Here is a 25,997-nt window from a genome sequence, read left to right as displayed (position 1 = left end):
CTTATTATAACAAGAAAATTAATTTTATGCCTGTACATGGTGTTTACTGAGCTTATTGTACAATGTTTACGTAAAACAGCCATCCCTTAGAAGAGATGGCTGAAAAATTCAACTAAGCAGCTAAACTGCTTCTTGCTTTTCGTTTAATTATTTCATTAACTTCTTTAAAGGTTACAAACTTGCCTTGATCTTCATCATATAACTTATAGCGTAATGACTCTAAGCTTGTACGTAACGTAATAGTCGTAGCCGTGTGTAATGGCGGTATGTCATTATGCGCCTTTTCAAGATTGTAGTTCGGTACACGTGGGGCTAAATGATGTACATGGTGGAAGCCAATATTGCCTGTAACCCATTGTAATAGCTTTGGTAATTTATAATACGAGCTACCTTCGACAGCAGCCTTTACATAATCCCACTCCGAGTCATGCTCAAAATAAGAATCTTCATACGTATGTTGGATAAAAAATAACCAAATACCAAGAGAAGCTGCAACAAACAATGTTACTACATGCACTAATAAAAATGCTTGCCACCCCATAAAGTAGATTAAGGCAACACAGATTCCCGCGATGACTACATTTGTTAGATAAGTGTTAAGACGTTCTTTCTGTTTAGCGTCATTTCGATTACGACGGTTTAAAATTAACACCATAAACAGCGGACCTAATCCAAACATTACGAATGGGTTACGGTAAAAACGATACCATAGACGTTGCCCTTTAGATGCTTGTATAAATTCTTCCACTGTCATCATATCAATATCACCGATACCACGCTTATCTAAGTTCGAGCTAGTTGCGTGGTGAATTGTATGCTCACGTTTCCATTTTTCATATGGGAATGATGTTAACACCCCAGTTACAAAACCAACCCAGTCGTTTGCTTTTTTACTTTTGAAAAATGAACCGTGTGTACAATCATGGAAAATAATAAAAGTTCGTACGACAAATCCAGCAGAAATTACACTTAACCCAGCTGTTAACCATGGTGAAACATCCGCTAACATATAGCCAGCTACCCATAGGGCGATTAAAGGTATAATCGTATTCACCATTTGAAAAATACTTTTAGCTGTGTCAGACTTCGCAAATGGTGCTACATCCTGGCGCAGTTTTTTTGTTTTTTCTTTATCTGTTGCCATCGTTTTTACTCCCTCGTTTCTTTTTTTCTTATGACCTCATCATAAAACAAGAGTATAATCATGCAACAGAAGCAAACATCATAAAAAGGATATGACATTTGTCATATCCTTTTATAATGTGTACAAAGGAATAAAAAATAAATTAATTTGGCTCATCACAAGTGAAGTTGATTTCCGTTCCGGCTGGGCGTTTTGTTGTTGCTGTCGCTTCGCTTTCGCACAGATAAAACATTTGTTGCTGTCGCTTCGCTTTCGCACAGATAAACATTTGTTGCTGTCGCTTTGCTTTCGCTACAGAAAACATTGCTGCTGTCGCTTCGCTTTCGCGCAGATAAAACATTTGTTGCTGTCGCTTTGCTTTCGCTACAGAAAACATTTGTAGCTGACGCTTCGCTTTCGCTACAGAAAACATTTGCTGCTGTCGCTTCGCTTTCGCGCAGATAAAACATTTGTTGCTGCCGCTTCGCTTTCGCACAGAGCAGAGCTTCCTGGAGCCGTCGGGGCAACAGATGTTTTTTGCGCGAAAGCGTAGTGTTAACGCAGCGACAGCGACAGTACGATGTTGGTCACGAAGGCGTTATCACAGGACGTGATGGTTTTAGCCTTCGTTCCTCTATCGCTGATCCCCGAGGAGTCGCCCAGCCTACACTCCAATCAACCTATTATACAACGCATATTCCATCCCCAACTAAATGTAGCATTAGTATGGGTAAGCAAGCTGAAAAGATATGTCATGTCGAATACTTTCTATACTTTTGGTCCAGTTAACTGTAGCTGATAAAATACAAGATCTAGCCATTGTCCGAATTTATAGCCTGCATTTTTAATAGTACCCGCATATTCGAAACCTAGTTTTTCATGTACTTTAATGCTCCCGATGTTTTCAGCATCAATACCCGCTACGAGTGTTTTCACCTCTTGCTCTTTAGCAATTCGAATAAGCTCATGCATTAGTTGGGTAGCTATCCCCTTTTGATAATGGTCCTTATGCACATATACAGAGTGCTCCATTGTATGCTTATAGCCTGGATACGGACGGAACTGACTATATGTTGCAAAGCCGGCTACTATGCCATCTTCATCAAAGACTAACAGTGGATTACCGAGAGTTTGCTGGTCCTTGAACCATTGTCTCTTTTCATCTAATGATTGTGTCTCATATCGATAAACGGCTTTGCTCGTTAAAATAATATTGTTGTAGATGTCTAAAACCCAGGGTAAATCTTTCTCTTCCATTAATCGAATCATCTGTACACACATCCCAACTATTTCCATTCTTCACATAAAGATACACTTTTTCTCTAGCATTACACATTAAAATATCGAGCATCTGGATGGGCAAAGACAATTGCTGAAACGGACGCTTCTGGCTCCATCATAAAGCCTTCCGTTAAATGTACGCCAATGTCCTCTGGCTGTAATAAACCAAACAATTTCTCTTGATCCTCTAAGTTCGGACATGCAGGATAGCCGAATGAGAAGCGCTGTCCTTGATATTTCGCCGCGAAACGATCACGCATTGTAAAATCAGTTGCATCTGGGAAGCCCCACTGGTCACGAATTTCTTGGTGCATACGTTCCGCAAAGCCTTCCGCAAGCTCAAGAGCTGTAGATTGTAATGCATGACTTTCAAGGAACTTCCCTTCCTCTTTCAGCTGACGGGCCTTCGCCATAACCCCTTGTCCCGCTGTTACCACCATTAAGGCAATATAATCCATTTCACCACTTTCAACTGTTTTTAGGAAATCTGCAAGACATAAAAACGGTTCCACTTGCTGACGCGGGAAGGTAAATCGTTCTATTTCTGTTTTGCTATCTGCCGGATCATAAACGACTACATCGTCCCCATCGGCTTGGGCAGGGAAAAACTGATAAACGCCCGATGGCTTCAATAGGTCACTTTGTAAATACTCATCGACCAAATCTTTCAATTCTGTTGCCCTTTCATCACCAGCCTCAAGCAATTGCTGTACTTGACCCTTTAAACCTAGGTGATGTCCAAGTAATGTCCGCATATTAACATATGGATATAAATGAGAAACAGCATATTCTCTCTTTACATGGCGTCGCAAATCTGCTGGAAGAAAAACAGACGCTTCCTTTATTGTGCGTACAGGCTTTATAGTTACTTCTTTTACAGGACGAGCAGCTCTTTTTTCGTCCGCCTCTAAGCGTTTTTTGCGAGATTCCTCGATTTCAACTAAGAAATCTGCACGTGTATCTGTCCCCATTAATCGATTTACCTGCTCTAACCCTTGCATCGCATCCTTTGAATAAATGACCGGTCCATTATATTCGCTAGCGATTTTTGTTTCGGTAAAGCGACGAGACAACGCCGCTCCTCCTACTAAAATAGGTACGTCAATACCCGCTTCCTTGAAATCCTGAGCTGTAATAACCATTTGCTGTGCTGATTTCACTAATAACCCTGAAAGTCCGATGAAGTCTGGCTTTTCCTTACGAATCGCTTCTATTAATTGAGCAGGTGTTACTTTAATGCCGAGATCGACCACCTTATAACCATTATTACTTAAAATGATATCGACAAGGTTTTTCCCAATATCATGCACATCGCCTTTCACAGTAGCCAGTACCATCTTTCCCTTACCGGCACTCTCTTCATTTTTCTCCATAAATTGCTCTAAATGTGCGACAGCTGCCTTCATAACCCCTGCGGATTGTAATACCTCTGCTACGATCAGCTGATTATCGTTAAATAAACGACCAACCTCTGCCATTCCGTCCATTAATGGTCCATTAATAATATCAAGCGGTGCTTCAAAGATTTCACGTGCAGCATCTAAATCCTCAATAAGCCCTTCCTTTGTCCCCTCTAAAATATAGTAAGCAAGGCGACCTTCTACTGTTTTCGGAATATCTGCCTCTGTTTTTTCCTTCTTTTTATCACGATAGAAATCTGTAAAGACAGCTAATGTTTCATCGTTTGTATGAAAGAGTAAATCATTTGCTAGCTTAATCTCTGCCTCAGGAATAGATGCATAACGTTCTAGCTTCTCCGTATTAACAATTGCATAATCTAAACCAGCCTGTGTACAGTGATATAAATACACGGCATTCAATACTTCACGACCTACTGGTGGTAATCCGAATGAAATATTACTTACACCAAGTACCGTTAATGTACGCGGCATTTTTTCTTTAATCAAGCGAATTCCTTCTACCGTTTCAAGTGCCGAGCCAATATACTGCTCATCTCCCGTTCCTACTGGGAACATTAGTGGGTCAAAGATAATATCTTCAGGAGCAATACCCCACTTTTCTGTTAACAATTTATAGGAACGTTCAGCAATCTCTAGCTTGCGATGTCGATCAATTGCCATGCCTTGCTCATCAATCGTGCCTACAACTAAAGAGGCACCATATTTTTTCACTAGTGGTAAAACTGCGTCAAAGCGCTCCTCACCATCCTCTAAGTTAATCGAATTAATGATGGCCTTCCCTTGAGAAAACTTAAGTGCTTCCTCAATTACTTTTTCATCTGTAGAGTCAATAACGAGAGGTACTTTTACTTTTTTTACAACCTCCTGCATAAAGCCGCGCATATCCTCTAGTTCATCACGGTCAGGATTTGCTAAACAAATATCGATAACATGTGCTCCATTTTTCACTTGAGCACGTGCAATTTCTGCTGCTTCCTCAAACTTCCCATCAATAATTAAATTTTTAAACTTACGAGAGCCAATAACATTTGTCCGTTCTCCAATAAATAACGGACGCATAGAATCGTCATACACCAATGGCTCGATACCAGATACTACATGACCATGTGTTGCATCTGGTAATTGTCGAGGCTTTTCGTCCTTTAATACCTCTCGAATGGCAGCAATATGTGCTGGCGTTGTTCCACAGCAGCCTCCGACAATGTTTAGCCAGCCCTTTTCTGCAAAGCCTTTTAGCTTTTGTGACAATGATTCAGGCGACTCATGATAGCAACCTTCCTCGTCCGGTAAGCCTGCATTCGGATAACAGCTAATATAGCCTGTTGAAAGCTCTGCTAATGAACGTATATGATCTGTCATAAACTCTGGTCCAGTTGCACAGTTTAAACCAACTGATAATGGTTTAATATGCTCGATCGAAATGTAAAAAGCATCAATGGTTTGTCCGGCAAGTGTCGTTCCCATCGGTTCAATTGTTCCAGATATCATCACAGGAAGCTCTCTTCCAGTTGCCTTAAAAGCACGAGATACCCCCAATGTTCCTGCTTTAACATTTAGCATATCCTGACTAGTTTCTAGCAACAGAACGTCCGCTCCGGCTTCGATTAATGCCTTTGCTTGAACATAGAAATTTTCCTCTAGCTCATCAAATGTAATTCCACCTGTAACCGATAAGGTTTTTGTAGTTGGCCCCATTGCTCCCGCCACAAAACGTGGCCAATCAGATGTTGAAAACGCATCTACTACTTTACGTGCAATTTCTACTGCACGTTTATTGATTTCTTCTGCCTTCGCTCCAAGATCATATTCATTTAATACAAGTGGTGTACCTCCAAATGTATTTGTACAAATAATATCTGCTCCAGCCTCTAAATATTTTCTATGAACTTTTTCAAGCACATCTGGTCTAGTTAGCACAAGATTTTCATTACAGCCATCATATTCCTCGCCGCCAAAATCCTCTGCCGATAAATTTTCATTTTGTAGCATTGTACCCATTGCGCCATCAAGAATTAATATTCGTTGCTCTAGTTGCTCTTCAATCATGTGCTTAGCCATTTATACTTACCCCTTTTTTCTGTTCATCCAATTGCTCAATAAATTTCATTAATTCTAGCGTCATATCATAGCGCAAAAATGGTGTGATCAGGTAAATACCATTGAAATATTCCGCTGCTACTTCTACTAATTCCTTAGCAATTGCAATTCCTTCTAGTGTTGCGCGTTCCTTATTATCGCCACAAGCTTTCATACGTGCTAACGCATCGTCAGATAGTTTAATGCCTGGTACTTCATGATGTAAGAACTCCGCACTTTTATAGCTCGTTACTGGCATAATGCCTATATAAATTGGTGTTTCTAAATGCTTTGTCGCCTCATAAATTTCCACAATTTTTTCCTTTGTATAAACAGGCTGTGAAATAAAATAGTCTGCCCCGTGTTCAATTTTCTTTTCTAATCGAGAGACAGCCCGATCTAGTACCCGTACATTAGGATTAAAGGCAGCCGCTACAGAGAAATTCGCCTTTTTACGAAGTGGTTTCCCTGAGAACGATACTCCTTCATTTAACTGTTTTATTAATTGGATAAGCTCCATTGAAGAGACATCATAAACGCTAGCTGCCCCTGGGAAATCGCCTACCTTTGTTGGATCTCCGGTAACTGCTAAAATATCATGGATCCCTAATGCATTTAATCCCATCAAATGTGATTGAAGACCAATTAAATTGCGATCTCGACATGTTATATGTGTTAACGGGCGTACTCCGTGGGTCTCTTTCAGCAAGGCTCCCATTGCGATATTACTAATCCTTGGAGAAGCAAGTGAATTATCTGCCATCATGACGACATCTGCGCCCGCCTCATATAATTTTTTCGCACCTGCAATAAAGCCTTCGATCTCTAAATGTCTTGGAGTATCTAACTCTACTATAACTGAGCGTTCACGTTTTACTTTTACATGTAATGGCTCATAATTTGCTGGTTCTGCATCGCGTACAACCGCTACTTTTTCTGGCTTTGCATACTTTTCCTCGATCGGGGATAGTTCCTCTATGTACTTTTTCGCTGCCGCAATATGCTTTGGTGTCGTACCACAACAGCCACCAATTAAACGTACCCCTTGATCACGAAGCTCTACAGCTGCTCGGCCAAAATAATCTGCCTCTGACTCATATACGACACGACCATCTTCTAAATCAAGAAGAGAGGCGTTCGGATATGCTGACAAAAATGCCTTCTTAGGAAGCTCTACACCTTCAAATGCTTGTATAGTATGGTGAGGACCTAAGCGACAGTTAACACCTACGATATCAGCACCTAGCGCTTCAAGTTCATGTAAGGCGTTATTTAACCTCATTCCATTTTGTAAAATTCCTGGTTCGTGCATTGAAACTTGAGCAATAATCGGTAATTTTGTTTTAGCTCGTAGCATTGTTAAAGTCGCTGTTAGCTCTTCAAAATCATAATAGGTTTCAAGTAGAAGGCCGTCTGGATTTCCTGCAAGTAAGATAGAGGCCTGCTCATCAACAGTTGCTAAAATTTCCTCTAACGTTGCATCACTCTTTCGAATACCTCGGATTCCCCCAATAGTACCTAAAACAAATTGTCCTCCATCTGCTGCTGCTCGTTTAGCAATCGTTATAGCAGCTTCATTAAATTGCTGTACACGAGATTCAAGTCCATAACGGGCTAATTTTATGGCGTTAGCTCCGTAAGTGTTCGTTTGAATAATATCGGCACCAGCTGCTATATACTCTCTATGAATCTTTTCAATTAATTCCGGTCTCTGTACATTCATTTCCTCATGGCAGTACTCCAAGCCATAGCCGTATAAAACTGTACCAATTGCACCATCTGCTGTAAGAACATGCGTTTTCAACCTTTCAAGCAATCCCATAAAACCAGCCTCTCTTCCCTTATCTTTAAAATAAAAAAAGCCTTCTTTCACAAAAAAAGAAGGCTTTAACGTTTCGTAATTGTTTTCCTTCTCATCTTCGACACAGCTGTCTTCTGGATTTAGCACCTGACAATAAGTTGGTTGCTGAAGCTTCATAGGGCCAGTCCCTCTGCTTCTCTTGATAAGAATGTAGTATGAATTTTTTAAATAATTAAAAGAATCATATCGTTTACGAACGAACGAGTCAAGACTATTTCACTTAACAAAGGATAATTTTTACGAAAAATCATATATTTTTAAACAATTACAATAGTTTTTCAGCAAGTTCCTCACCAATTTTTTTACCATTTTGAATACATGCACCTATGCCTACACCAAAATAAGAGCATCCCGCTATTGATAAATTTGGATAGTTTTTCTCAAGCTCTTGTACGAGACCTTGCAATGCTTCACGGTGCGCCAAATCATACTTTGGCATCTGGTCGATCCATTTTGTCACGTCAACCACAGTTGGTTTTTCCTCAATCCCTAGACTCTTCCTTACATCCTCTAGAGCAACTGCTGCTAACTCTTCATCTGTCATCATACGCAATCTATCATACTCAGGGTTAATGCTCTTATAAAAAAGTCGTACAAGTAATTTCCCTTCTGCTGAAGTGTGTTTCCACTTGCGACTTGTCCACGTTGCTGCATTACAAATAACATCCGAATTATGTGACACAATATAGCCTGTTCCATCTGCTGGTAATCTATTATCAGGCACATCAAATCCTAAATAAATCGTAATTGCGGATGCAGTATTAAATTGTTCAAAATAACTGTTCAAAGAGGCATCCTGCAATAAACTTTGTACCGATTCATTTGGAAGGGCCAAAACAACATGATTTGCTTCAATCGTTTTACCGTTTGCTAAAGTAACAGCGTATTGATTCTCCTGCTTTTTAACACTAGTAGTGGCAATTCCTTTTATAATTTCTACATCCGTTAATGTTTCTTCAAGTCGATCAATTAGTGATGATAAACCATTTTTAAACGAAATAAATTTCTTATTGGCAGATTTGATAAATTGTTCCCTGTTTGCATTGAAACCTTTAATAATACTGCCGTAATCATTTTTGTAATCAATTAAATACGGTAAAGTGGAAGCAATTGAAAGTTGATTTAAATCTCCAGAATATACACCTGCCAGTACAGGTGCTATTTGGTTTTGAACAAGCTCCTCCCCTAAGTAATACGTTAAAAATTCCCCAATAGAACTTTCCTTGGTAAATCCTTCATTTGGCATTGTTAAATCCTTCAATGCTTCTTTTTTACCTTCCTCTGATACAAGCGTGCTTTCCTCAAGAGATTGTAAGCTCATAGGAATACCGAATGTTGAGTCTGCTGGGATAGGATGTAACTCATTATTTGTGTAAATATACGAAATACCCGTTTCGTTGTACACAAGATTTTGTTCAAAATTTAGTTCCTCTACTAACTCCATGACACCTTTATGACGCGCTACAATAGAATCTGCTCCTGTTTCCATGATGAATCCTTGTTTATATGCAGAGTGTAGCTTGCCACCAAGGTATGTATTTTTTTCAACAAGCACAAGCTTTACATCTAAGTTTTTCTCCTGAGCTTGGCGTTGTAAATAATGCATCGTACATAATCCCGTAATTCCGCCACCTAATACAACAACTGTTTTCATATTAACCGCCCCTATTTTTAGTTCTATATTCAGTATAAACTTTTTTTACCGAAAATTACGCTAAAGCCTTTACAAATTTAGCAAAAATAGAGGCTGGGACAAAAAGAAAAAATGTTAGACCGAGATACAAACGGCCTAACATTTTTTTGATTTAGGAAGGAAAATTAAACTCAGTGAAGTGAAAAAGTTATTACCCATCTTCGCTATTTTTCAAAATAATCGAGTTCTGTCCCAGCCTCTACTTTTTTCTATGTTCATGTACTTATATTGAACTTACAATCACATATTCGCTAGAGTTTTTTATCACCTAACGGATAGTATATATTAACAGTTGCTATAGTGTATTTAAAGAGTGTAAGCGCCTTTGTTCTTTTCTCATCATCAATTTAAATTCTGTGCAAAGCTAGCTAATTTTCCAGCTGAATTTTTCACTTCGTTAAAGGCGATCCCTAATTCACTTAGTACTTCTGCTATTGCTTGCACTTCTTTTTCCATCCGACCATTTTGATCTTTAGCTTCAGTCATAGCTTCCAGTATGTTAGTAAATTGTCCTTCGGTTTGAACCATATTTTCCTCACCAGAGGCTACCTCTTCTTGAATATTACTAAGCGAATGAACAAGTTTATCTGTCCGTTCATTCGTTTTATGTAGTAACGTCGCTACCGATGTGACAGACTCCTTTGTTTGAATCGATAGTTTTCGTACTTCATCTGCAACAACACTAAAGCCTTTACCCGCTTCTCCAGCACGAGCCGCTTCTATTGCCGCATTTAAAGCTAACAAATTCGTTTGATTAGCAATATTTGTTACAACATTCATAATCGATTCCATTTCCTTTGACATATCTGTCAACTGTGTAATATTCTCCGTTATATCATTAAGCGAATAAATAATATTACTCATGTTTTGTGATTGACTCTTTAACCGTTCACGACCTTCTAATGCCTGACTCTCAGCCATAGTCGACACTTGAAGTGATTTTTTCGCTAATTGTTTAATTTCGTCTGATCTTCCACTTAAGCGATGAAATGAATTGTTCGTTTCCTGAGATATTGCGGCAAGACCTTCCGATGACTCTACAATTTCTTTCTCTATCGCTTCTTTTCTACGTTCCATCTTTTCATGAAGTTGCTCAATTGTCTGCTCAAACGCCTCTAAAACCAACTGTTGCTCAAAATTAGAAATTTTTGAGATGGCTCGAATTGTATTGAGCTGATCCATTGGATGATTAACATGTTCTTCAACTAAGTCAATAAATGATGCTGTTAAATCTTGAAAGGCGCAAATATACCATTGTGTTTTAAGCCCGATATGAACATGCACTTTAGCAATTTTAACTCGTCTTTCATAAAATTCATCATCAATCGTCCCATTAAACATTTCAATAATATGACGTCGTAATGTAATTTTCAGCTTCTCCACAGAACTATGTTGATTAATAATATCTACTAAACTACGTTCAGTTCCAATCATTTCATAAAATCGATTAACAATATTATCAATATCTCCTTCTACATAAGGTTGAAAGGCTTTTAAATATTGTAAATCCTGCTTTGTCAATTTAAGCAAATCAATTTGTTTTTTTATTGAATGGTAATTCGTTATATCCATTTTAACAACGTATTGCTTTAAATCTAACGCCGTTGTCTTTCTCTGTTTTTGAAAAATCACACTTTTACCCTCTTTCATGCCGTGTACTTTTGAAAAGCTGAGAAAAATCTAATTCTGTCCACCAAAAATAAAAAAAGCATCACCATAACGTGGAGTTAAGTTCCGTTCCGGCTATAAAATATATGTTTTAATAAATGTCGTCCCTAACGTTTAGGGATTAGCCTTCGGGAGATTCCTATTCCATTACTTATGATGCTAATTTCTGTTACGGGCTACAATCTGCTAAAAATGATTACCTTTTTATTAGCTATCACTACTACCTACTCTTTCAAAATCACTCATATACATTATACATTTTATAAATAGCTGTCAATTTTCAAGCATACATTTTTTTCCATAAAATGTATAAAAAGTCCCTGTTATCCTACTTATTAATTAAAGCACTAAAAAAGCTACCACAATATCTTTGGGTAGCTTTTTTACATCATCTCTGCTTATTTTTCCTGGTTTTTGTTTACAGTTATACTACTTTATTATATTTATATTATACAATCAGTTTTTATACAGGAATATAAACCTATTATATTTACCAAAACAGAATCCTAAGACCTACACAAGAGAGTTGACAAAAGAATCTAAATACCTAAAATTTTATAATAAAAAACACTTAAATTCCTTTCAATTCTTGTAGTAAAATTGCAGCCTCCTCACTTCCCGCATCTGCTGCAAGTCCATACCATTTTATAGCCTCTTTCATATTTCTAGCTATACCTTCCCCATTATTGTATATGTGCCCTAATTGTAATTTAGCTTCCGTATCTCCTTGAAGAGCAGCCTGTTTAAACCAATGAATACCCTTTTCAATATTTCGTATACCTGTTAACCCCTGGCTCCAAATAAAGCCCAAATCATAAAAGGCATCAACATGATATTGCTCCGCAGCTCTTTCATACCATAATAACCCACGGTTCACATCTTTAGGTTCACCTAACCGTCCCTCTAAATAGATTCCCCCAAGCCTGTATTGTGCTTCAACATAGCCAGCTTCAGCAGATTTTCTATAGTAGCTGCATGCTTGTTCCTCATCTTTGTCGATTCCTAATCCCTGCTCGAAAATAATTCCGAGTGTAAACATAGCCTCTGCTACACCTTTTTGTGCGGCGAAGTCGAACCACTTCTTCGCAAGTACCAAATTTTCTAGTACTCCCTCGCCGTTAAAATACATATCTGCTAAATTATTTGCAGCATCTGGATGCCCTTGCTTTGCTGCAGCCTCATACAATGAAAAAGCCCTATTATAGCTTTCTTGAACACCTATTCCTTCAAAATAAAAATTACCAAGTGCATATTGAGCATCGGCATTACCTTGTGATGCTGCTAATTCAAACCACTTTACTGACTTTTCTGGTTGAAAATATGTTCCATCTACTGCACCATAATATTCTCCAAGCTGAAATTGTGCATCTGCATCCTGTTCCTCGATGGCATCTTTGTATAAATCAATGATTACCTCATGATCTAAATCTTCTTCGTCAAACACCTCAACCTGATCATTTTGATAAATAAAATACCATTCCAATATATCAAGTACATCATCAACGACTTCAACGCAATTAGCTAACTTCTCCAGTGAAGAAATTTGCCAAATGAAAGTATAGATAGGGAGTGGAATTGCTTCACGCAGTAAATCATCATATTCAGCTAAAAGCGTTAGCACATTCTCCTGTACCGACTGTGTCTGTTCTGGATGTATAATTTGTAAATGTCGTTGTTGTTTTTTTTTCAAAAGTCCTCGCACAACTTGATATAATATTTTGTGCAAGGCTGCTAATTGTACTTCTTTGACTGTTATCAAATCAATGTTTTGCGCAAACCATGTATCTTGTGTTTGCGTGAGCTTTTGTAGAGATCCAATTCGCTCTTTATTTTTCTTTGCTAAAAATTGCCCATACATACGTTTCCCCCCTTGCACACTACTACCTTTCCACTATTATATGGAAGACAGTTCTAAATTGGTTACACATATGCTCTCAAGATTAATCCTATAAACAATGTAATGAACAAAAATACAGTGACATGAATCCATTTATACATTTCTAATAGACCGATAAATTCACGCGTAAATGCATTAGGTACATAATAAAAGGCCGTCTTCGAACCAACACCTTGTGCATCAAGCTTCGCCTTTTTGGCATAAATACTTGCACGAAAAACATGAAAATTATTCGTTACAAATAAAGATCGATATTTTTTTCCATGAGCATGCGTATCCATTATTTTTTTAGAAAATGCCATATTTTGTTCAGTATTTGTCGATTGATCTTCCATTAATACTTTTTGAGCTGGTATTTGATGTTCGTCAACTATATATTTTTTCATGGCATATGCTTCTGATACTTTTTCATCATGCCCCTGTCCACCTGAAACAATAATATAAGGTCGTTCATCATATTTTTGAAATTGCTTTACTGCCTCATCTAAACGGCTAGCTAAAAGTGGTGGCACCTTATCTCCAAGTAATCCTGATCCTAGCACAATAATGTAGTTAGGCTCATAAAAAATCGGTGTAAAATGATATAAAGTGGCATAGGCCATTATGCTTGTGTATAAAAACATTGTATAGCCAAAAACCAAAAACGCATAGAAGAAAAGAATATGCCAAATTGGATGTTCAATATTCGTAAAAATTATAAATACATAGCCAATCATCATCATAAAAAAGCCCAAGCCAAAAACAGCCGTCAATAGATTACGAACTTTACGCCCTTCTTTTTCAAGTAAAACTTTACTATTAAAAAACGTAGCAATCGATAAAATAAACATTATACTCGGGAAACTCCCTAGTATAATGACTATCCCCATTTTCGACACTATCCCTTGCTCGTTCGGGAGAAATATAGGATGACTAAATATCGTACTTAAAATAAACAACCCTATAAGACCAAGAACTACTACATTGAAAAAACGTCTTTTTTCCGTTATATATAACAATAAAAAAATTGAAACTAATAGTAATAATGTTGAAATCATCGTTTCACTCCTTTCTTTTCTATACCATGGGATTGATATCGGTTTATACTGCCGTTTTCCTACGGCATTCGACTGCCACTACAACGTAACCCACACCCTACTTTTTTATGAGTATTGTCACTACTTGTTCACATTTATTGATCTACCTAAATTGATGGCAGCGTTTATTTTATTTTTCGAGATGGTTCATGTAAAATTACTATTAAGAACTAGTTTATAACAAAACTAAAAATTATATTGGAGGAATTTAAGTAATGAAAAAAATTCTTGCTGCTATTTTTGCAGCGACACTTATGTTTGCGTCTGTTGGTGCAACATTGTTCATCTCTGATACACCAACTGCAGAAGCTAAATCCTATAAGTCCGGTAAAAGAGGTTTCTCAAACAACAATAATCATAACAATAACTCAAATTTCCAAAAATCTCAGGATAAAACGAAAGACCAAAATAATGCAACAACAAATAAAAACAATACAACTTCTACAAACAAGAAGGATTCAACAGCTAAAAAAGGTGGCTTCTTCTCAGGCGGCCTAATGAAAGGCTTAATGCTTGGAGGCTTAGCTGGCTTATTATTCGGAAGCCTTTTCAGCGGTATGGGTATGCTTGGGAATATTTTAGGCTTATTAATTAACGTTGCAGCTATCATGGTGATCGTGATGCTAGTTGTAAAAATTGTTAATATGTTTAAAGATAAAAAACGTAAAGAGGAAGCACAATGGCACAAATAATTAATGAGCAAGATATTATTAATGCAATTTGTTTATCACAGGCCTACTATAAAAACATTCGCCCTGAGGATGTACTAGTAGAACTAACATACGATGATGACACAGGCTTCGGTGCAGAAGTTGAAGTGAATGGTCAAATCGAGATGTTCGATACAGCCGCAATGATTGGTGCATTACGTGTATGGATTAAAGATGTCCTACATGGTGATCCTTTTTCAACAGGCATAGAACTTGTCCTAGACGATGAGGAAGGCATTATTGCTAAACTATCGTAAATAAGTAAAGAATAGCAGTTCAGTAAATCTTAAAGATTTACTGAACTGCTATGTTATTTTTCAAGATGTTTTTTTACTTATCTATGAGGTCCTTCGCTTTCGCTCAGACGAAAACCTGTTTTGGCCGTCAAAACGGAAATCCACCACAGGCTATGGTGAGGAGCCTTTTTATTCTAAATGAATCTTCCCATATACGCCGCCACCGCCAACTTCGATTGCTAATTGACCCGTTCTTGCTAAATCGATCATCTTCGCAATTTTGTGCGGCACGACTTGTTCGAGTTGTGCTAGCGTTACTCGATGCAAGATGTTCATCTCTGTCCCAAATGCTTGTACTAATCGTTCCATCATTTTTGGTCCTAATCCTGGAATAAAGTCTAGTGGTACTTGGTGAATATAGGGTGGCCGTGCACGTTTATCTGTAACTTGCTCTGAAAGCTCATTTATACGTGTTGCAACACCTTTTATAATTTTCGTGCTCTCACAGTTCGTACAAATGGTTGCCGTATTGCCAAGCTGCTCACCACATTTTGCACAAACAGTCTTATGATACTTACCAAGCAAAGGATTTAGCCCATAATTAGCTGTTACAGCACGACCCTGCTGTTCATAAAGCGCCATCTTTAATTCTGTAAAATTTGCATGAGATAGTCTTAATTTTTGATACTCACGTGCAATTTTTCCAAGTGAATGAGCATCAGAGTTGCTGACAAATGTATATGCTTGCAGCTCTTTAATGTTACTTACCATATCGGTATCAGAGCTCAAACCAAGCTCTATCGCATCTATTAGCTGTGGGTCAAATACTTCTGTTAAGCTACGATATACGCCTTTACCAAATAAGCTTTTAAATGGTGTAAAAACATGCGCAGGAATAAAAAGGCCGCCTAATTCATGTACCTTTTGCTGTAATGTCCGAGCATCACAATATATTCGCTGAGAGCTTAAATGGATATTTGTCATATGATTTGACATCCAATTTGAGAATTCCCTCATAAGCAACAGTGTTGGAAAATAAACAAGCACATGGATTGGCCCAAGGCAATGTTGATCATAGATTTCAATTTCAGACCCAGGAATAAGGGTGGTTTCTTGAAAGCGTAGTCCTCCCTGCTCCAACTCTTTCAGTTCGCCCTGTTCTATCATTTTTGCCATTTCATCCATTACTTCGGGTGAATGACAATCAATAATCCCGATAATATCCAGACCCTTTCTTGCACTTGACGTCTCTAAAATTCTTGCTAACGTTAGCGTTTTACTGCCTGTAATTTTAACAGCACGTCCACTTAAAGTGCGTCCAATATGAATATGTAAATCGGCATAGAAATCCTGCATCATTTTGTAACCCCCTATTTTTAAATGAAATAAAAAAACCTCACATTGCTGCAAGGCATTTTATTCTTAATTATGATGGATGATTTTGAGTACTATTATCTGACTCGAAGGCACCCGAGCCCTGTGATGTCATTGTCGAGGAATCATATGCCACTAATGTCACACCAATGTTCTTTTCTAGTTCATTAATTTTCTCAAGTTGTTGCTGATCTAGTTGCGCAATCTTTGTCTCTTTCATTTTCATCAAATCCTTTCACGAATAAAGTTCCCCAATTAAGAAATATATATACACGAAAAGAAAAATGACTGATTGTCAGTCATTTTTCTTTGACTTTATTTCAATTATTATATAACATATGAAGTAAGCAGGCCAAAAGCGAGGGATTTCATGTCAAAGGAAGAGAAAATTATTCAAGCAGCAATTGACGTTTTTCGTGAAAAAGGAATTGAAAAGACAAAGGTTTCAGATATCGTAAAAGCTGCAGGTATCGCCCAAGGGACATTTTATCTTTATTTCCCATCACGACTCTCAGTTATGCCAGCCATTGCAAAAGTGATGGTTGAAAAAATTATTGCAGCTATTAACGATGGTATTTCAAAACAGGAGCCTTTTGCAAAGCAGCTAGAAAAAGTAGTAGAGATTGTTTTCTCACTAACAGCGGAATATAGAGATGTATTTGCACTGATTTATGCAGGTATTTCACAAACTGAGCATATGAAAGAATGGGAAAATATATATGCACCTTATTACGAATGGATGACTAATTTCTTAGTTGAAGCGCAACAACAAGGAACGATACGCGCTTCTCTAAATACTACACGTTCTTCAAAGCTTGTAATCGGTCTAGTAGAATCTGCCGCTGAACAGATTTATTTGTATGATAACAGTGAAGAAGAAACAATTAAACTTCAAAAGCTTGAGCTACTCGACTTTTTACATCATGCACTCGATTTACGTCACACCTAAGTGACGTTCTCTTTTTACACTAAAAATGACTGAATGTCAGTCATAATGATTGATAGAAAGGAATTTAACTATGCAAAAAGATTGGATTTATGTTGCATTAACTAGTTTGTTTGAATTATTTTGGATTTTTGGTTTTAATGTTGCTGACTCTTGGTGGCATTGGGTTATTATCGTGCCCTTAATCGCGGTTGATTTTCACTTCTTATCGAAGGCTTGTGAAAACTTGCCTACTGGAACGGTTTACGCGACTTTTGCTGGGGTCGGTACAATTGGTACTACATTAATGGACATTTTTATTTTTGACGGTGAGTTTAATGCTATTAAAGGAATTTTCATGCTTATTTTAGTACTGGGTGTTGTTGGTCTTAATTTAGCTGATAACCCTTCAAAAGATCATGTTGAAGAGAAAGGAGCTAATGCATAATGGGTTGGTTACTTGTTTTATCAGCTGCTATTTCGGAAATTGTCGGTGTTGTAGGTTTACGCTTTTATAGTCAGAAAAAAGCTATACGTAATTTATTACTATATATAGGCGGCTTCGGAATGTCCTTTGCTCTATTATATGCTTCCTTTAACTATTTACAGTTAAGTATCGCCTATGTAGTTTGGGTTGGTATTGGTACAGTTGGTGCCGTTCTCGTGAATATTATATTCTTCGGTGAATCTAAAAACCTGACTCGAATGATCAGCATCATCGCCATTATCATTGGTGTGGCAGGCTTAAAAGCAGTATCTTAATTTTTTATGATTAGAGCGCTTTGGCACAGCGTGGGTTGATCTCATTTTCTGCGCAGTTACGGACAGCGTTGAATTGCACTGCCCTCTATCATAAATTTTAATCATTAGTCTATAACTAACAAATATTTTGCAGCGGGATAAACTTTTTGAGTTAACTATTCATATTTGAGTAGTTGACACAAAAAGTTTATTTTTTTACACTATTATTACTAATATTATTTTTTTCAGGGGTGAAATAATGACAACAGTTGCGCAACACACACATCACAAATTAAGAACAGTCGATCTTGCATACATTGGATTATTTTCAACATTGATGATGATAGGAGCTAATATCACGTCCATAGTACCTTTCATGATGGTTGGCGGAGTACCAATCACCTTGCAAACATTTTTTGCTATTTTAGCTGGACTTGTTCTTGGTAGTAGAAAAGGGGCACTCGCTTGTACTGTTTATATGAGTATCGGTTTAGCAGGTGCACCTGTATTTGCAAAATTCGGCGGAGGTTTTGGGCAAATATTAAGCCCTACATTTGGTTTTATTGTTTCTTATATATTAATTGCATTTGTCGCGGGGCTTATTATAGAACGCAGTGGAACGAAAAAAAGCTATGTAATTGCTGCATTAGTTGCAACAGCTATTAATTATTTACTAGGAACAAATTGGATGTACTTTGCCTACAAGCTATGGGCTAGTGCTCCTGATGCTTTCACGTATAAGTTAGCATGGCTTTGGATGATGCCGCCTTTGCCAAAAGATATTATTTTAGCTATTTTTGCAGGTATTTTTGCATACCGTCTTCAGAAAGTGTTAAAAATAATTCCAATTAAATAAGTTAATCCCCTAACTTAGGGGTGCTTTCCTAGTTCAGGTTCCTATGAGCCGATTTGCTGCTCTCCATTAAAAATGTCCCATAAGTATATTGTTATACTTATGGGACGTTTTTATTTTTAATCTTATTTTTTCATCCATTTTAGGAAGTTATCGATCACTGTATCAAGGAATTTGATTGTGCCTTCATCTGTTAAATTGCCTTCAGTATCAAATTTAGTGTGCACTGCTCCAATATAAACGTCATTACCACTAAGTAATGGTGAATTTACTCCAGGTGAGAATAAAATATCTCGTAAATGTAATTGTGCTTTAACAGTACCTAAGTTACCCATTGATGCCCCCATCATGAATGATGGCTTGCCAATCATCACTTTATCAACGCGGGATAACCAATCGATGGCGTTAACCATAACACCTGGCACTGTGCCATTATATTCTGGTGTCAGCCAAAGAACTGCATCTGCCGCTTTTACTTTAGCTTTAAAATCAAGTACGGGTTGTGGTGCTTCATTTTCGATATCTTGATTATACATTGGTAAATCTTTCAAGCTTGCTATTTCAAGATCAAATTTCTCTGTATAACGTTTTTGAATAAATTTTGCTAATTGCATATTATAAGATTCTTTACGGATACTTCCTACGATTGCTACTACTTTCATAATTTCTTCCCCCTACTTGAACATTACTTTATTATTTGGATCATCACCAAACCGTGTGGTCGATTTCCGTTCCAGCTGGCCGCTTTTTTTGATACCAAAGGAGTCACCCAACCTCCACTCCAATCAACCTATTTACAAAGTATACGTTTTAACAAAAGTAACCGCTTTTGGCTTCAAACCTATCATTTGTAAAATCACTTATTTTATACCACTTTTTAATAGAAAATTGCAAATTCTTCAACTGGTTTACGATAACCACGCAAGCGGCGACTACTTTCTTTTTCCTTCCCTATTGTAATCAATAGTGCAATTTCATGTGTTTCTGGCACATGAAAAAGTTCTCTCATTTGTTGCTGATCAAAACCGATCATTGGACAAGTATCCCATCCACGGTTTTTGGCTGCCAGCATAAATAACATAGCTGAAAGTGAAGCGTTACGAATAGCTTCCTCCTTCATAAATTCCTCGCCACGTTCTTCATAAAATTTAGTCGTTTCATCCACCATATTTTCTAACTCATGAGCATTAATAATACCTAAGTCTACCATCCCTTGATTAAGATTAGCCGTATTTTTATAGGCTTCTTTATCTCCTAAAACAAGTACCACCGCTGAAGCTGAGTGTATTTTATATTGCCCGTATGCCGCTTCTCTTACTTTTTCTTTTTTTTCTTCATCTAACACAACGATGTAACTGGTATGTTGTAAGTTAAATGCGGACGGTGCGAGCTTAACATCTTCCAAAATGGGACGTATATCTTCTTCGCCCATCTTGATGCCCTCTATAAAATTATTCACAGAACGACGCTTATCTAGTACTTTTGCAAATTCCATCTTATTGACCTCCAATCATTTTTTAGAAATCTAAGAGTATGTAATCCATTCAGCAAAAGCTAAATGTTTAACTACTGAATGGAAAAAATGATCTTATTAATATTCTTTATCGAACGTAATCGTACTTCTTACAGTATCAATAGGACGAACTAGCATTTCAATTTGTGCACGTTTTGGCTCTAAAAATGGAGGTAACGACAATTTCTCACCTAAAGTTTCGTAAGGCTCATCCCCCATAAATCCTGGGCCATCAGTAGCTAGCTCAAATAAAATTTGTGGTGCTACTCGTGCATAAAGTGATTCAAAGAAATGACGATTTACATAACCAGAAGTATGGAAGCCAAAGCTTTCAAAACGTTCAGTCCATTCATCTAATACAGCTCGATCCTCTACACGGAATGCAGCATGGTGTACTGTACCGAAGCCTTGACGGGCTACCGGTAAAACTGTATTTAGTTCTACAACGATTTGTGCACCGTTTCCGCCTTCCCCTACCTCGAATAGGTGGAAGTCTCCTTCTTCTGCAACTTCTGTAAAGAGCATCACTTTTTCTAGTACTTCTTTGAAATATTTAAAATTAGCCACTCTTACAAAAATTGGACCAAGGCCTGTAATTGCATATTCAAGGGGAATCGGTCCATCTTGCCATGGCGTACCTGATGCAACACCTGTGTTGTTTTCATCAGAAATAAGTTGATATTGCTGATCATCAAAATCAACAAATGATAAAACTTTCTTGCCAAATTGTTCTTGAATACCTGTATGTTTGACATTTAATCGATCAAAACGTTTTAACCAGTAGTCCAATGCTGCATCTGTTGGCACGCGGAAAGAAGTTTTTGAAATTTCATTTGTTCCATGTACACCTTTTGGAATGTTTGGAAAATCAAAAAATGTCATATCCGTGCCGGCGCTACCTTTATCATCTGCAAAGAATAAATGATATGTTTGGATATCATCTTGATTAACCGTTTTTTTCACTAATCGCATTCCTAACACATACGTAAAAAATTTATAATTCTCTTCCGCACTACTTGTAATAGCAGTAACATGGTGAATCCCTTTTAAATGATTCATTTTTATTCCCCCTATTATCTCGATTTCGAGATATTTACGTAAAATTTTTTATTTTTCAACTGCATTCAAACCAACTTTTTTCAGAGACAGAATCATTGTGTCCATCTCCTGTTGATCTAATACTTCAAAAATCTCATTAATTTTTTGTTCATGCTTTGGAAATATTTCTTCCATTAACGTTTGTCCTTTAGATGTTAATAAAACATATGTGACACGACGATCCTTCGGACAAGCACGTCGATATACAAAATCTTTTTGTTCGAGCTTATCAATAACGTACGTAATACTACTGCTTGCGATTAATATTTTCTTTCCAATCACTTGAATTGGTTGCTCACCATGGTGATATAAAAACTCAAGTACCGAAAATTCGGTCTGATTTAAATCGTATTGAAGTAAATCTCTTTTTGTTGCATCTTGAATCGTTTGATAAGCCCTGAACAATACCGTAAAAGCTTTTAAATTACGATTATCTTCCTTCATACGACTTCCTCTTTTCACATACTTCGAATTAATTTATCTTTAATTCGAGATAATAATAACATATAAACTTCTAAACAGCAATCCTTTAGTTTACTGTAGTCAGCAATTTTGCCTCTGCGTAATTGCGTCCAGAATTAGCTTATAGATTGGAGACTTCTGTACCTGTCGCTACTAAAACACTTACTGAAAGAAGTTAAAAAGGACATCTCTCTAAAAATTAGGAGATGCCCTTTCATTTATAAATTAATAGTAATGTCGGCCGCCGTTTTCTTCATTAACAGCCTTTGCTAGACGCACTGTAGATATTGCTAAATCAGCATACGTCACTTTTTCAGTAGCATTGAATTTATTTTGCTGTCCATCCATTAATCCCATTGCACTTGCTAAAGCAATGTAACCTGCGTACGCTGGGTCAATTGAGCTTGCATCAGCAAAGTTTAATTTGTAAATGTCACTATGCTTAGCAGCATTCTCTAAATGTAATACACGTACTAGCCATTCTGCTAGCTCTTGACGAGTCAATGCTGTATCTACTGCAAATTGATCCGCCGGTTTTAAAATACCCATTCTTACTGCTTGTTCAACGACTCCGTATAATGGATGATTTTTATCAATGTTATTAAAGGATTGCTGATCGTCATCTCTTCCGTACGGACCAATATTATCATATCGGTATGATAATGATCTAACTAAAACTTTCAAAGCTTCTCCCTTGTTTACAGCTGTATCAGCATTAAATTTTGCTGGATCTTTAATCTCTAATACATTTTGGCGTAGTAAATAAGTTAATTCACCGCCAGCTGTTGGATGTGAAATAGCTGGTTTTTCTTTGGAATCATCCACTTTTTGAAGCCATTCACCAGTTGTTGCATCAATACCATTGAACAAGCTTCCATTATAAACTGGAGAGTATACTAAATCATAATGGTGATTATTCTTATCATCCTGTTTTGCATACTGTAGCTTCAACTTTACTCCCTCATTGAACGTTGCTTTTGCTTTATCAGCAGGGATAACTTTGTTTACAGACGGCCAATTATCAATTTTCCGATGATTAACATGTAAAGAACTCAATTTCCCATCTGCACTTATACCAACAGAAATTTCATCCCCTACTACGGCAATGCCATTGACAATACGTGGGAAGGAGAAATAATACTGTTTGCTGTTTTTGTTATATACTGTATCATCTATCGGCTTTGAATAGTTATGAATATATGACGGAGCCCACTCTTTTAAGTAGTCTATCGCCTTTCCTAACGCAGCATCTTTTGAAATTGGTTCTACCTTATCATCGGTCTCTACAAATTCGCTACGTATATCCTCGTAGTGGACTATTTCACCTGTTGCCTTGTTCACTTCAATTGACATGCCATAGCCATGATTTCCAGATTCATACATATAATCTACTGTATAAATCGTCTCGCCATTTTCGTTTTCTCTTTCTCTAACCGAATCAATTTGTAGCTTAACTTTGTCAGAATCAACTTTTAAGAAAGACTTCGCTAACTCTTCAACTTCTGCTAATGTAAGATTTTTCTTTCTTGGTTCTAGTGGTTTAGATGTTAGTTTTTCTACACCTTTTACCTTTGGTACTTCAGAAGTGAAACCATCCATTGTTTGCCACTTCCCGTTTATTGCATGTACACCGTTGAAGCTTGTTGGCGGCATATACACAAGCTTAGCAATAGCTTCTTCCGTTTGGTAGTTATAGTCAACCATATAACGTAAATCAACTGACAAGTTTTTACGAATCTGTGCAAGTATATCTGACTCATTCTTTTTCTGTTCTAAGCTATCAAATGTTGCCTTACTAGTAGAATCAGTATTACGATACATACCTGTTACTTCACCATTTGCTAGAACGTCAATATTAATATACTGATTACTCAATTCCACACCATTGTGTGTAGGTGAATAAGCGAATGAATACGTAATTGGTTCAGATAGAGGTCTACTAAAACCAAAATCATCATAAATATTGTCTTCAAGAAGCTTGTAATTCGCAGTATTCGGCAGTTTCTTTAGGAAGTCTTGGGCAATTTTTTTTGCCTCACTCTCTGAATACTTCACAGGGTACAATGCATCCGCTATATTGATAGGCTGATAGTGGAAATTCTCTAATTCTAAATTTTCACCTTTAAAAGTAAAATCACCATATACGTCTTTGCCATTGATTGTCTTATAGAAGCTTAAATCATAGCGGATTGTTTTGTCATCATTAAAGTAATGAGCTTCCCCCATTGAAAAATCTTTCTCTGTTACGAAATTGAACTTGTCTGGGAATAGTGTATTCAATTGCTTAATAAGCATACTTTTTGTTATTTTTGTTTCTGTTGAAGCCACTTGAATGGCAACTCTCTCTTGCGGTTCTTTTACGTTTGCTGAAGCTTGTGCCATTGGCGAAAGTACACCGACAGAAAATGCAGTTGATGTTAGTATGATACCTAACTTTTTAAATTTACCCAATATATACCTCCTAAAACATCGTTTTCCATCATTATAATATATATTTCCATAAATGGGAATATAATTTCAGATTATTCATTCTTGAAAGAAAATAGAGCTGTGATATAAAGCTATTTTCTTGTTCTTTAAGATTCTCATTTCTTTACTACATCAAAGTTTGACCCTATTAATAACCAATTTTGCGGGAATGGTAGACCCAACTTCCAATAGCCAACTCCTCGGAGTTTGTACTGTTTGATTAAATTAAACTTTGCTTGAATTGATCTTGCGTCCTCGAACCACACCACATGTGCTCTACCTTGCTCATCATAGTATTCAAAGAACGGAGCTTGAGACCTCAAATCAAACTGAATAGCAGCATTGTATTTCTTAGCAATTTCGATTGCTCTTTGTGGACTAAGTGCTTCTGCATTAGGTCCTCCCTGTACAAAAGGCAGTGTCCAGTTATACCCATATAAATTCTGTCCAAGTATGATCTTGTTCCGAGGTATCTCACTTACTGCATATTTAACAACCGCTTCAACCTCTGGAAGCGGCGACACTGCCATAGGTGGTCCTGCGGAATACCCCCATTCATAAGTCATTAACATAACAAAATCGACTATTTCTCCATGTGCTTTATAATCGTGCGCCTCTGTCCATGGGCCTCGCTCACTAGCACTTGTTTTGGGAGCTAGCGCTGTCGATACGGTATACCCTTGGGGATGGAATCGACTTACAGCTCTCCTTAAAAAACTGTTATACGCTTCACGTTGATCGCCTGGCAAATTTTCGAAATCAAAATGAATATCTTTAACGGTTCCTAAACGCTTTGCCTCTTCAAGAATATTATTGAAGAGTAAATCCTGTACGGCTGTACTTTGAAAAATATCTTTTGCTAAATCACCACTAAAACTAAAATTCTCCAAGTTTGAGACAACCATTGCTAGAGATGCACCTGTATCATTTGCAATTTGTGCCACGCCTTGGCTTGGAGGTCTCTTAAGCGTTCCATCTCGCCTTGCCTCATAGCTAAATAGAGCAAGATAAGTTAAAAATGGACCCGCTTCTCTCGCTTGATTCAGTAATGCCTCACTAACAAATGTCCCTCTCGGTTCTAAATATGCTAATGTTTCAGCTCTTGTTTTGGGTTGAGGTGGAATATAAAGTCGCATACCAATCGATAAAGGTTGACTCGGATTTATATTATTTACCTGAGCAAGGTTTAAATAATTGATGCCAAAGCGTTGACCGATTGAATATAGACTATCTCCTGACTGCACATAATAGAAATTTCCGACAATCGGTATCACAAGAGCTTGCCCGATAACTAATCTATTTGGTTCAGGAATTTGATTGGCATCTACAATACTTTGAACTGTTGTCCCGTACGACTGTGCAATACCCCATAAGGACTGTCCTGCCCGTACAACATGTATTTGAATGTCAGTGCCTCCTTCTAGCTTGATAAAATCACACCTATAAAGCTTATGAATTAGGAAAAGAAAAAATGTCATTGTCTATTAAGAACAGATTTCCTGAAATAAAAAAAGATCATT

Annotated in this window: 23 protein-coding genes and 1 riboswitch; of the genes, 6 read left to right on the top strand and 17 right to left on the bottom strand. The window is 37.3% G+C overall.

All coding sequences use genetic code 11. The features are described 5' to 3' along the window. Positions 1-112 precede the first annotated feature (112 nt). The 9 genes from desA to MOK21_RS20890 all read right to left on the bottom strand — a co-directional run bounded on the left by desA (position 113) and on the right by MOK21_RS20890 (position 14,057). The gene (gene desA / locus MOK21_RS20930) at positions 113-1,144 is read right to left on the bottom strand and encodes a Delta(5) desaturase DesA (RefSeq protein ID WP_249075885.1); all 1,032 of its coding nucleotides are present in this window, start codon (positions 1,142-1,144) and stop codon (positions 113-115) included. Between the two features lie 142 nt (positions 1,145-1,286). After that, positions 1,287-1,619 (bottom strand): hypothetical protein, encoded by a 333-nt coding sequence (locus MOK21_RS20925; protein WP_249075884.1) that lies wholly within the window; start codon positions 1,617-1,619, stop codon positions 1,287-1,289. A gap of 272 nt (positions 1,620-1,891) precedes the next feature. Continuing rightward, positions 1,892-2,392, bottom strand: coding sequence for a GNAT family N-acetyltransferase (locus MOK21_RS20920; protein ID WP_249075883.1), 501 nt, complete (start codon positions 2,390-2,392; stop codon positions 1,892-1,894). A gap of 59 nt (positions 2,393-2,451) precedes the next feature. Beyond that, entirely contained in the window at positions 2,452-5,883 is a 3,432-nt protein-coding gene (gene metH / locus MOK21_RS20915; protein ID WP_249075882.1) for a methionine synthase, read from the bottom strand. Next, positions 5,876-7,723, bottom strand: a complete 1,848-nt coding sequence (locus tag MOK21_RS20910; RefSeq protein ID WP_249075881.1) for a bifunctional homocysteine S-methyltransferase/methylenetetrahydrofolate reductase — start codon at positions 7,721-7,723, stop codon at positions 5,876-5,878. The genes metH and MOK21_RS20910 overlap by 8 nt, the downstream gene beginning before the upstream one ends. A gap of 88 nt (positions 7,724-7,811) precedes the next feature. Further along, a riboswitch (SAM riboswitch) is annotated at positions 7,812-7,911 on the bottom strand. A 116-nt stretch (positions 7,912-8,027) separates the two neighbouring features. After that, positions 8,028-9,416 (bottom strand): protoporphyrinogen oxidase, encoded by a 1,389-nt coding sequence (locus MOK21_RS20905; RefSeq protein ID WP_249075880.1) that lies wholly within the window; start codon positions 9,414-9,416, stop codon positions 8,028-8,030. Positions 9,417-9,797: 381 nt separating this feature from the next. Then, positions 9,798-11,087 (bottom strand): protoglobin domain-containing protein, encoded by a 1,290-nt coding sequence (locus MOK21_RS20900; protein WP_249075879.1) that lies wholly within the window; start codon positions 11,085-11,087, stop codon positions 9,798-9,800. A gap of 607 nt (positions 11,088-11,694) precedes the next feature. Next, entirely contained in the window at positions 11,695-12,981 is a 1,287-nt protein-coding gene (locus MOK21_RS20895; protein ID WP_249075878.1) for an SEL1-like repeat protein, read from the bottom strand. Positions 12,982-13,043: 62 nt separating this feature from the next. Next, on the bottom strand, positions 13,044-14,057 hold the full coding sequence (locus MOK21_RS20890; protein ID WP_249075877.1) for a YdcF family protein: 1,014 nt from the start codon (positions 14,055-14,057) through the stop codon (positions 13,044-13,046). 254 nt (positions 14,058-14,311) lie between these two features. Here MOK21_RS20890 and MOK21_RS20885 point away from each other — a divergent pair, with 254 nt between their 5' ends. Together MOK21_RS20885 and MOK21_RS20880 are read left to right on the top strand one after the other, a co-directional pair. Next, a complete protein-coding gene (locus tag MOK21_RS20885; protein WP_249075876.1) occupies positions 14,312-14,788 on the top strand; it encodes a hypothetical protein in 477 nt (158 codons plus the stop codon). Then, on the top strand, positions 14,776-15,063 hold the full coding sequence (locus tag MOK21_RS20880) for a DUF2653 family protein (protein WP_249075875.1): 288 nt from the start codon (positions 14,776-14,778) through the stop codon (positions 15,061-15,063). Before MOK21_RS20885 ends, MOK21_RS20880 begins: the two co-directional genes overlap by 13 nt. Before the next feature lie 168 nt (positions 15,064-15,231). On the opposite strand, the gene MOK21_RS20875 is transcribed toward MOK21_RS20880, so the two are convergent. Together MOK21_RS20875 and MOK21_RS20870 are read right to left on the bottom strand one after the other, a co-directional pair. Further along, positions 15,232-16,398: an endonuclease Q family protein gene (locus MOK21_RS20875; RefSeq protein WP_249075922.1), complete on the bottom strand. Its 1,167-nt coding sequence runs from the start codon at positions 16,396-16,398 to the stop codon at positions 15,232-15,234. Positions 16,399-16,468: 70 nt separating this feature from the next. Then, positions 16,469-16,636 (bottom strand): hypothetical protein, encoded by a 168-nt coding sequence (locus MOK21_RS20870; RefSeq protein ID WP_249075874.1) that lies wholly within the window; start codon positions 16,634-16,636, stop codon positions 16,469-16,471. A 150-nt stretch (positions 16,637-16,786) separates the two neighbouring features. Here MOK21_RS20870 and MOK21_RS20865 point away from each other — a divergent pair, with 150 nt between their 5' ends. The 4 genes from MOK21_RS20865 (at position 16,787) to MOK21_RS20850 (ending at position 18,938) form a co-directional block, all read left to right on the top strand. Beyond that, complete coding sequence (locus MOK21_RS20865) at positions 16,787-17,365, top strand: TetR/AcrR family transcriptional regulator (RefSeq protein ID WP_249075873.1); 579 nt, start codon at positions 16,787-16,789, stop codon at positions 17,363-17,365. A 70-nt stretch (positions 17,366-17,435) separates the two neighbouring features. Then, on the top strand, positions 17,436-17,789 hold the full coding sequence (locus MOK21_RS20860) for a DMT family transporter (RefSeq protein ID WP_249075872.1): 354 nt from the start codon (positions 17,436-17,438) through the stop codon (positions 17,787-17,789). Further along, positions 17,789-18,103 (top strand): DMT family transporter, encoded by a 315-nt coding sequence (locus MOK21_RS20855; RefSeq protein ID WP_249075871.1) that lies wholly within the window; start codon positions 17,789-17,791, stop codon positions 18,101-18,103. The genes MOK21_RS20860 and MOK21_RS20855 overlap by 1 nt, the downstream gene beginning before the upstream one ends. A 238-nt stretch (positions 18,104-18,341) precedes the next feature. Then, positions 18,342-18,938, top strand: a complete 597-nt coding sequence (locus MOK21_RS20850) for a biotin transporter BioY (RefSeq protein WP_249075870.1) — start codon at positions 18,342-18,344, stop codon at positions 18,936-18,938. Between the two features lie 122 nt (positions 18,939-19,060). On the opposite strand, the gene MOK21_RS20845 is transcribed toward MOK21_RS20850, so the two are convergent. From MOK21_RS20845 to MOK21_RS20820, 6 genes are all read right to left on the bottom strand, one after another. After that, complete coding sequence (locus tag MOK21_RS20845) at positions 19,061-19,597, bottom strand: NADPH-dependent FMN reductase (protein ID WP_249075869.1); 537 nt, start codon at positions 19,595-19,597, stop codon at positions 19,061-19,063. A gap of 215 nt (positions 19,598-19,812) precedes the next feature. After that, positions 19,813-20,430 carry a nitroreductase family protein gene (locus tag MOK21_RS20840; protein WP_249075868.1) on the bottom strand — a complete coding sequence of 206 codons (618 nt, stop codon included), beginning with the start codon at positions 20,428-20,430 and terminating at the stop codon, positions 19,813-19,815. Positions 20,431-20,526: 96 nt separating this feature from the next. Further along, positions 20,527-21,507 (bottom strand): ring-cleaving dioxygenase, encoded by a 981-nt coding sequence (locus tag MOK21_RS20835; RefSeq protein WP_249075867.1) that lies wholly within the window; start codon positions 21,505-21,507, stop codon positions 20,527-20,529. A gap of 48 nt (positions 21,508-21,555) precedes the next feature. Continuing rightward, on the bottom strand, positions 21,556-21,990 hold the full coding sequence (locus tag MOK21_RS20830) for a MarR family winged helix-turn-helix transcriptional regulator (protein WP_249075866.1): 435 nt from the start codon (positions 21,988-21,990) through the stop codon (positions 21,556-21,558). Between the two features lie 243 nt (positions 21,991-22,233). Further along, positions 22,234-24,459 carry a YcdB/YcdC domain-containing protein gene (locus MOK21_RS20825; protein ID WP_249075865.1) on the bottom strand — a complete coding sequence of 742 codons (2,226 nt, stop codon included), beginning with the start codon at positions 24,457-24,459 and terminating at the stop codon, positions 22,234-22,236. A gap of 134 nt (positions 24,460-24,593) precedes the next feature. Continuing rightward, positions 24,594-25,766, bottom strand: coding sequence for a glycosyl hydrolase family 18 protein (locus tag MOK21_RS20820; RefSeq protein ID WP_483869396.1), 1,173 nt, complete (start codon positions 25,764-25,766; stop codon positions 24,594-24,596). Positions 25,767-25,997 lie beyond the last annotated feature (231 nt).

This window comes from Lysinibacillus sp. BPa_S21 (assembly GCF_023337795.1).
GTDB lineage: Bacteria > Bacillota > Bacilli > Bacillales_A > Planococcaceae > Lysinibacillus.
Note: the sequence above shows the minus strand (reverse complement) of the source record. Positions and strands in the feature narration are given on the sequence as shown.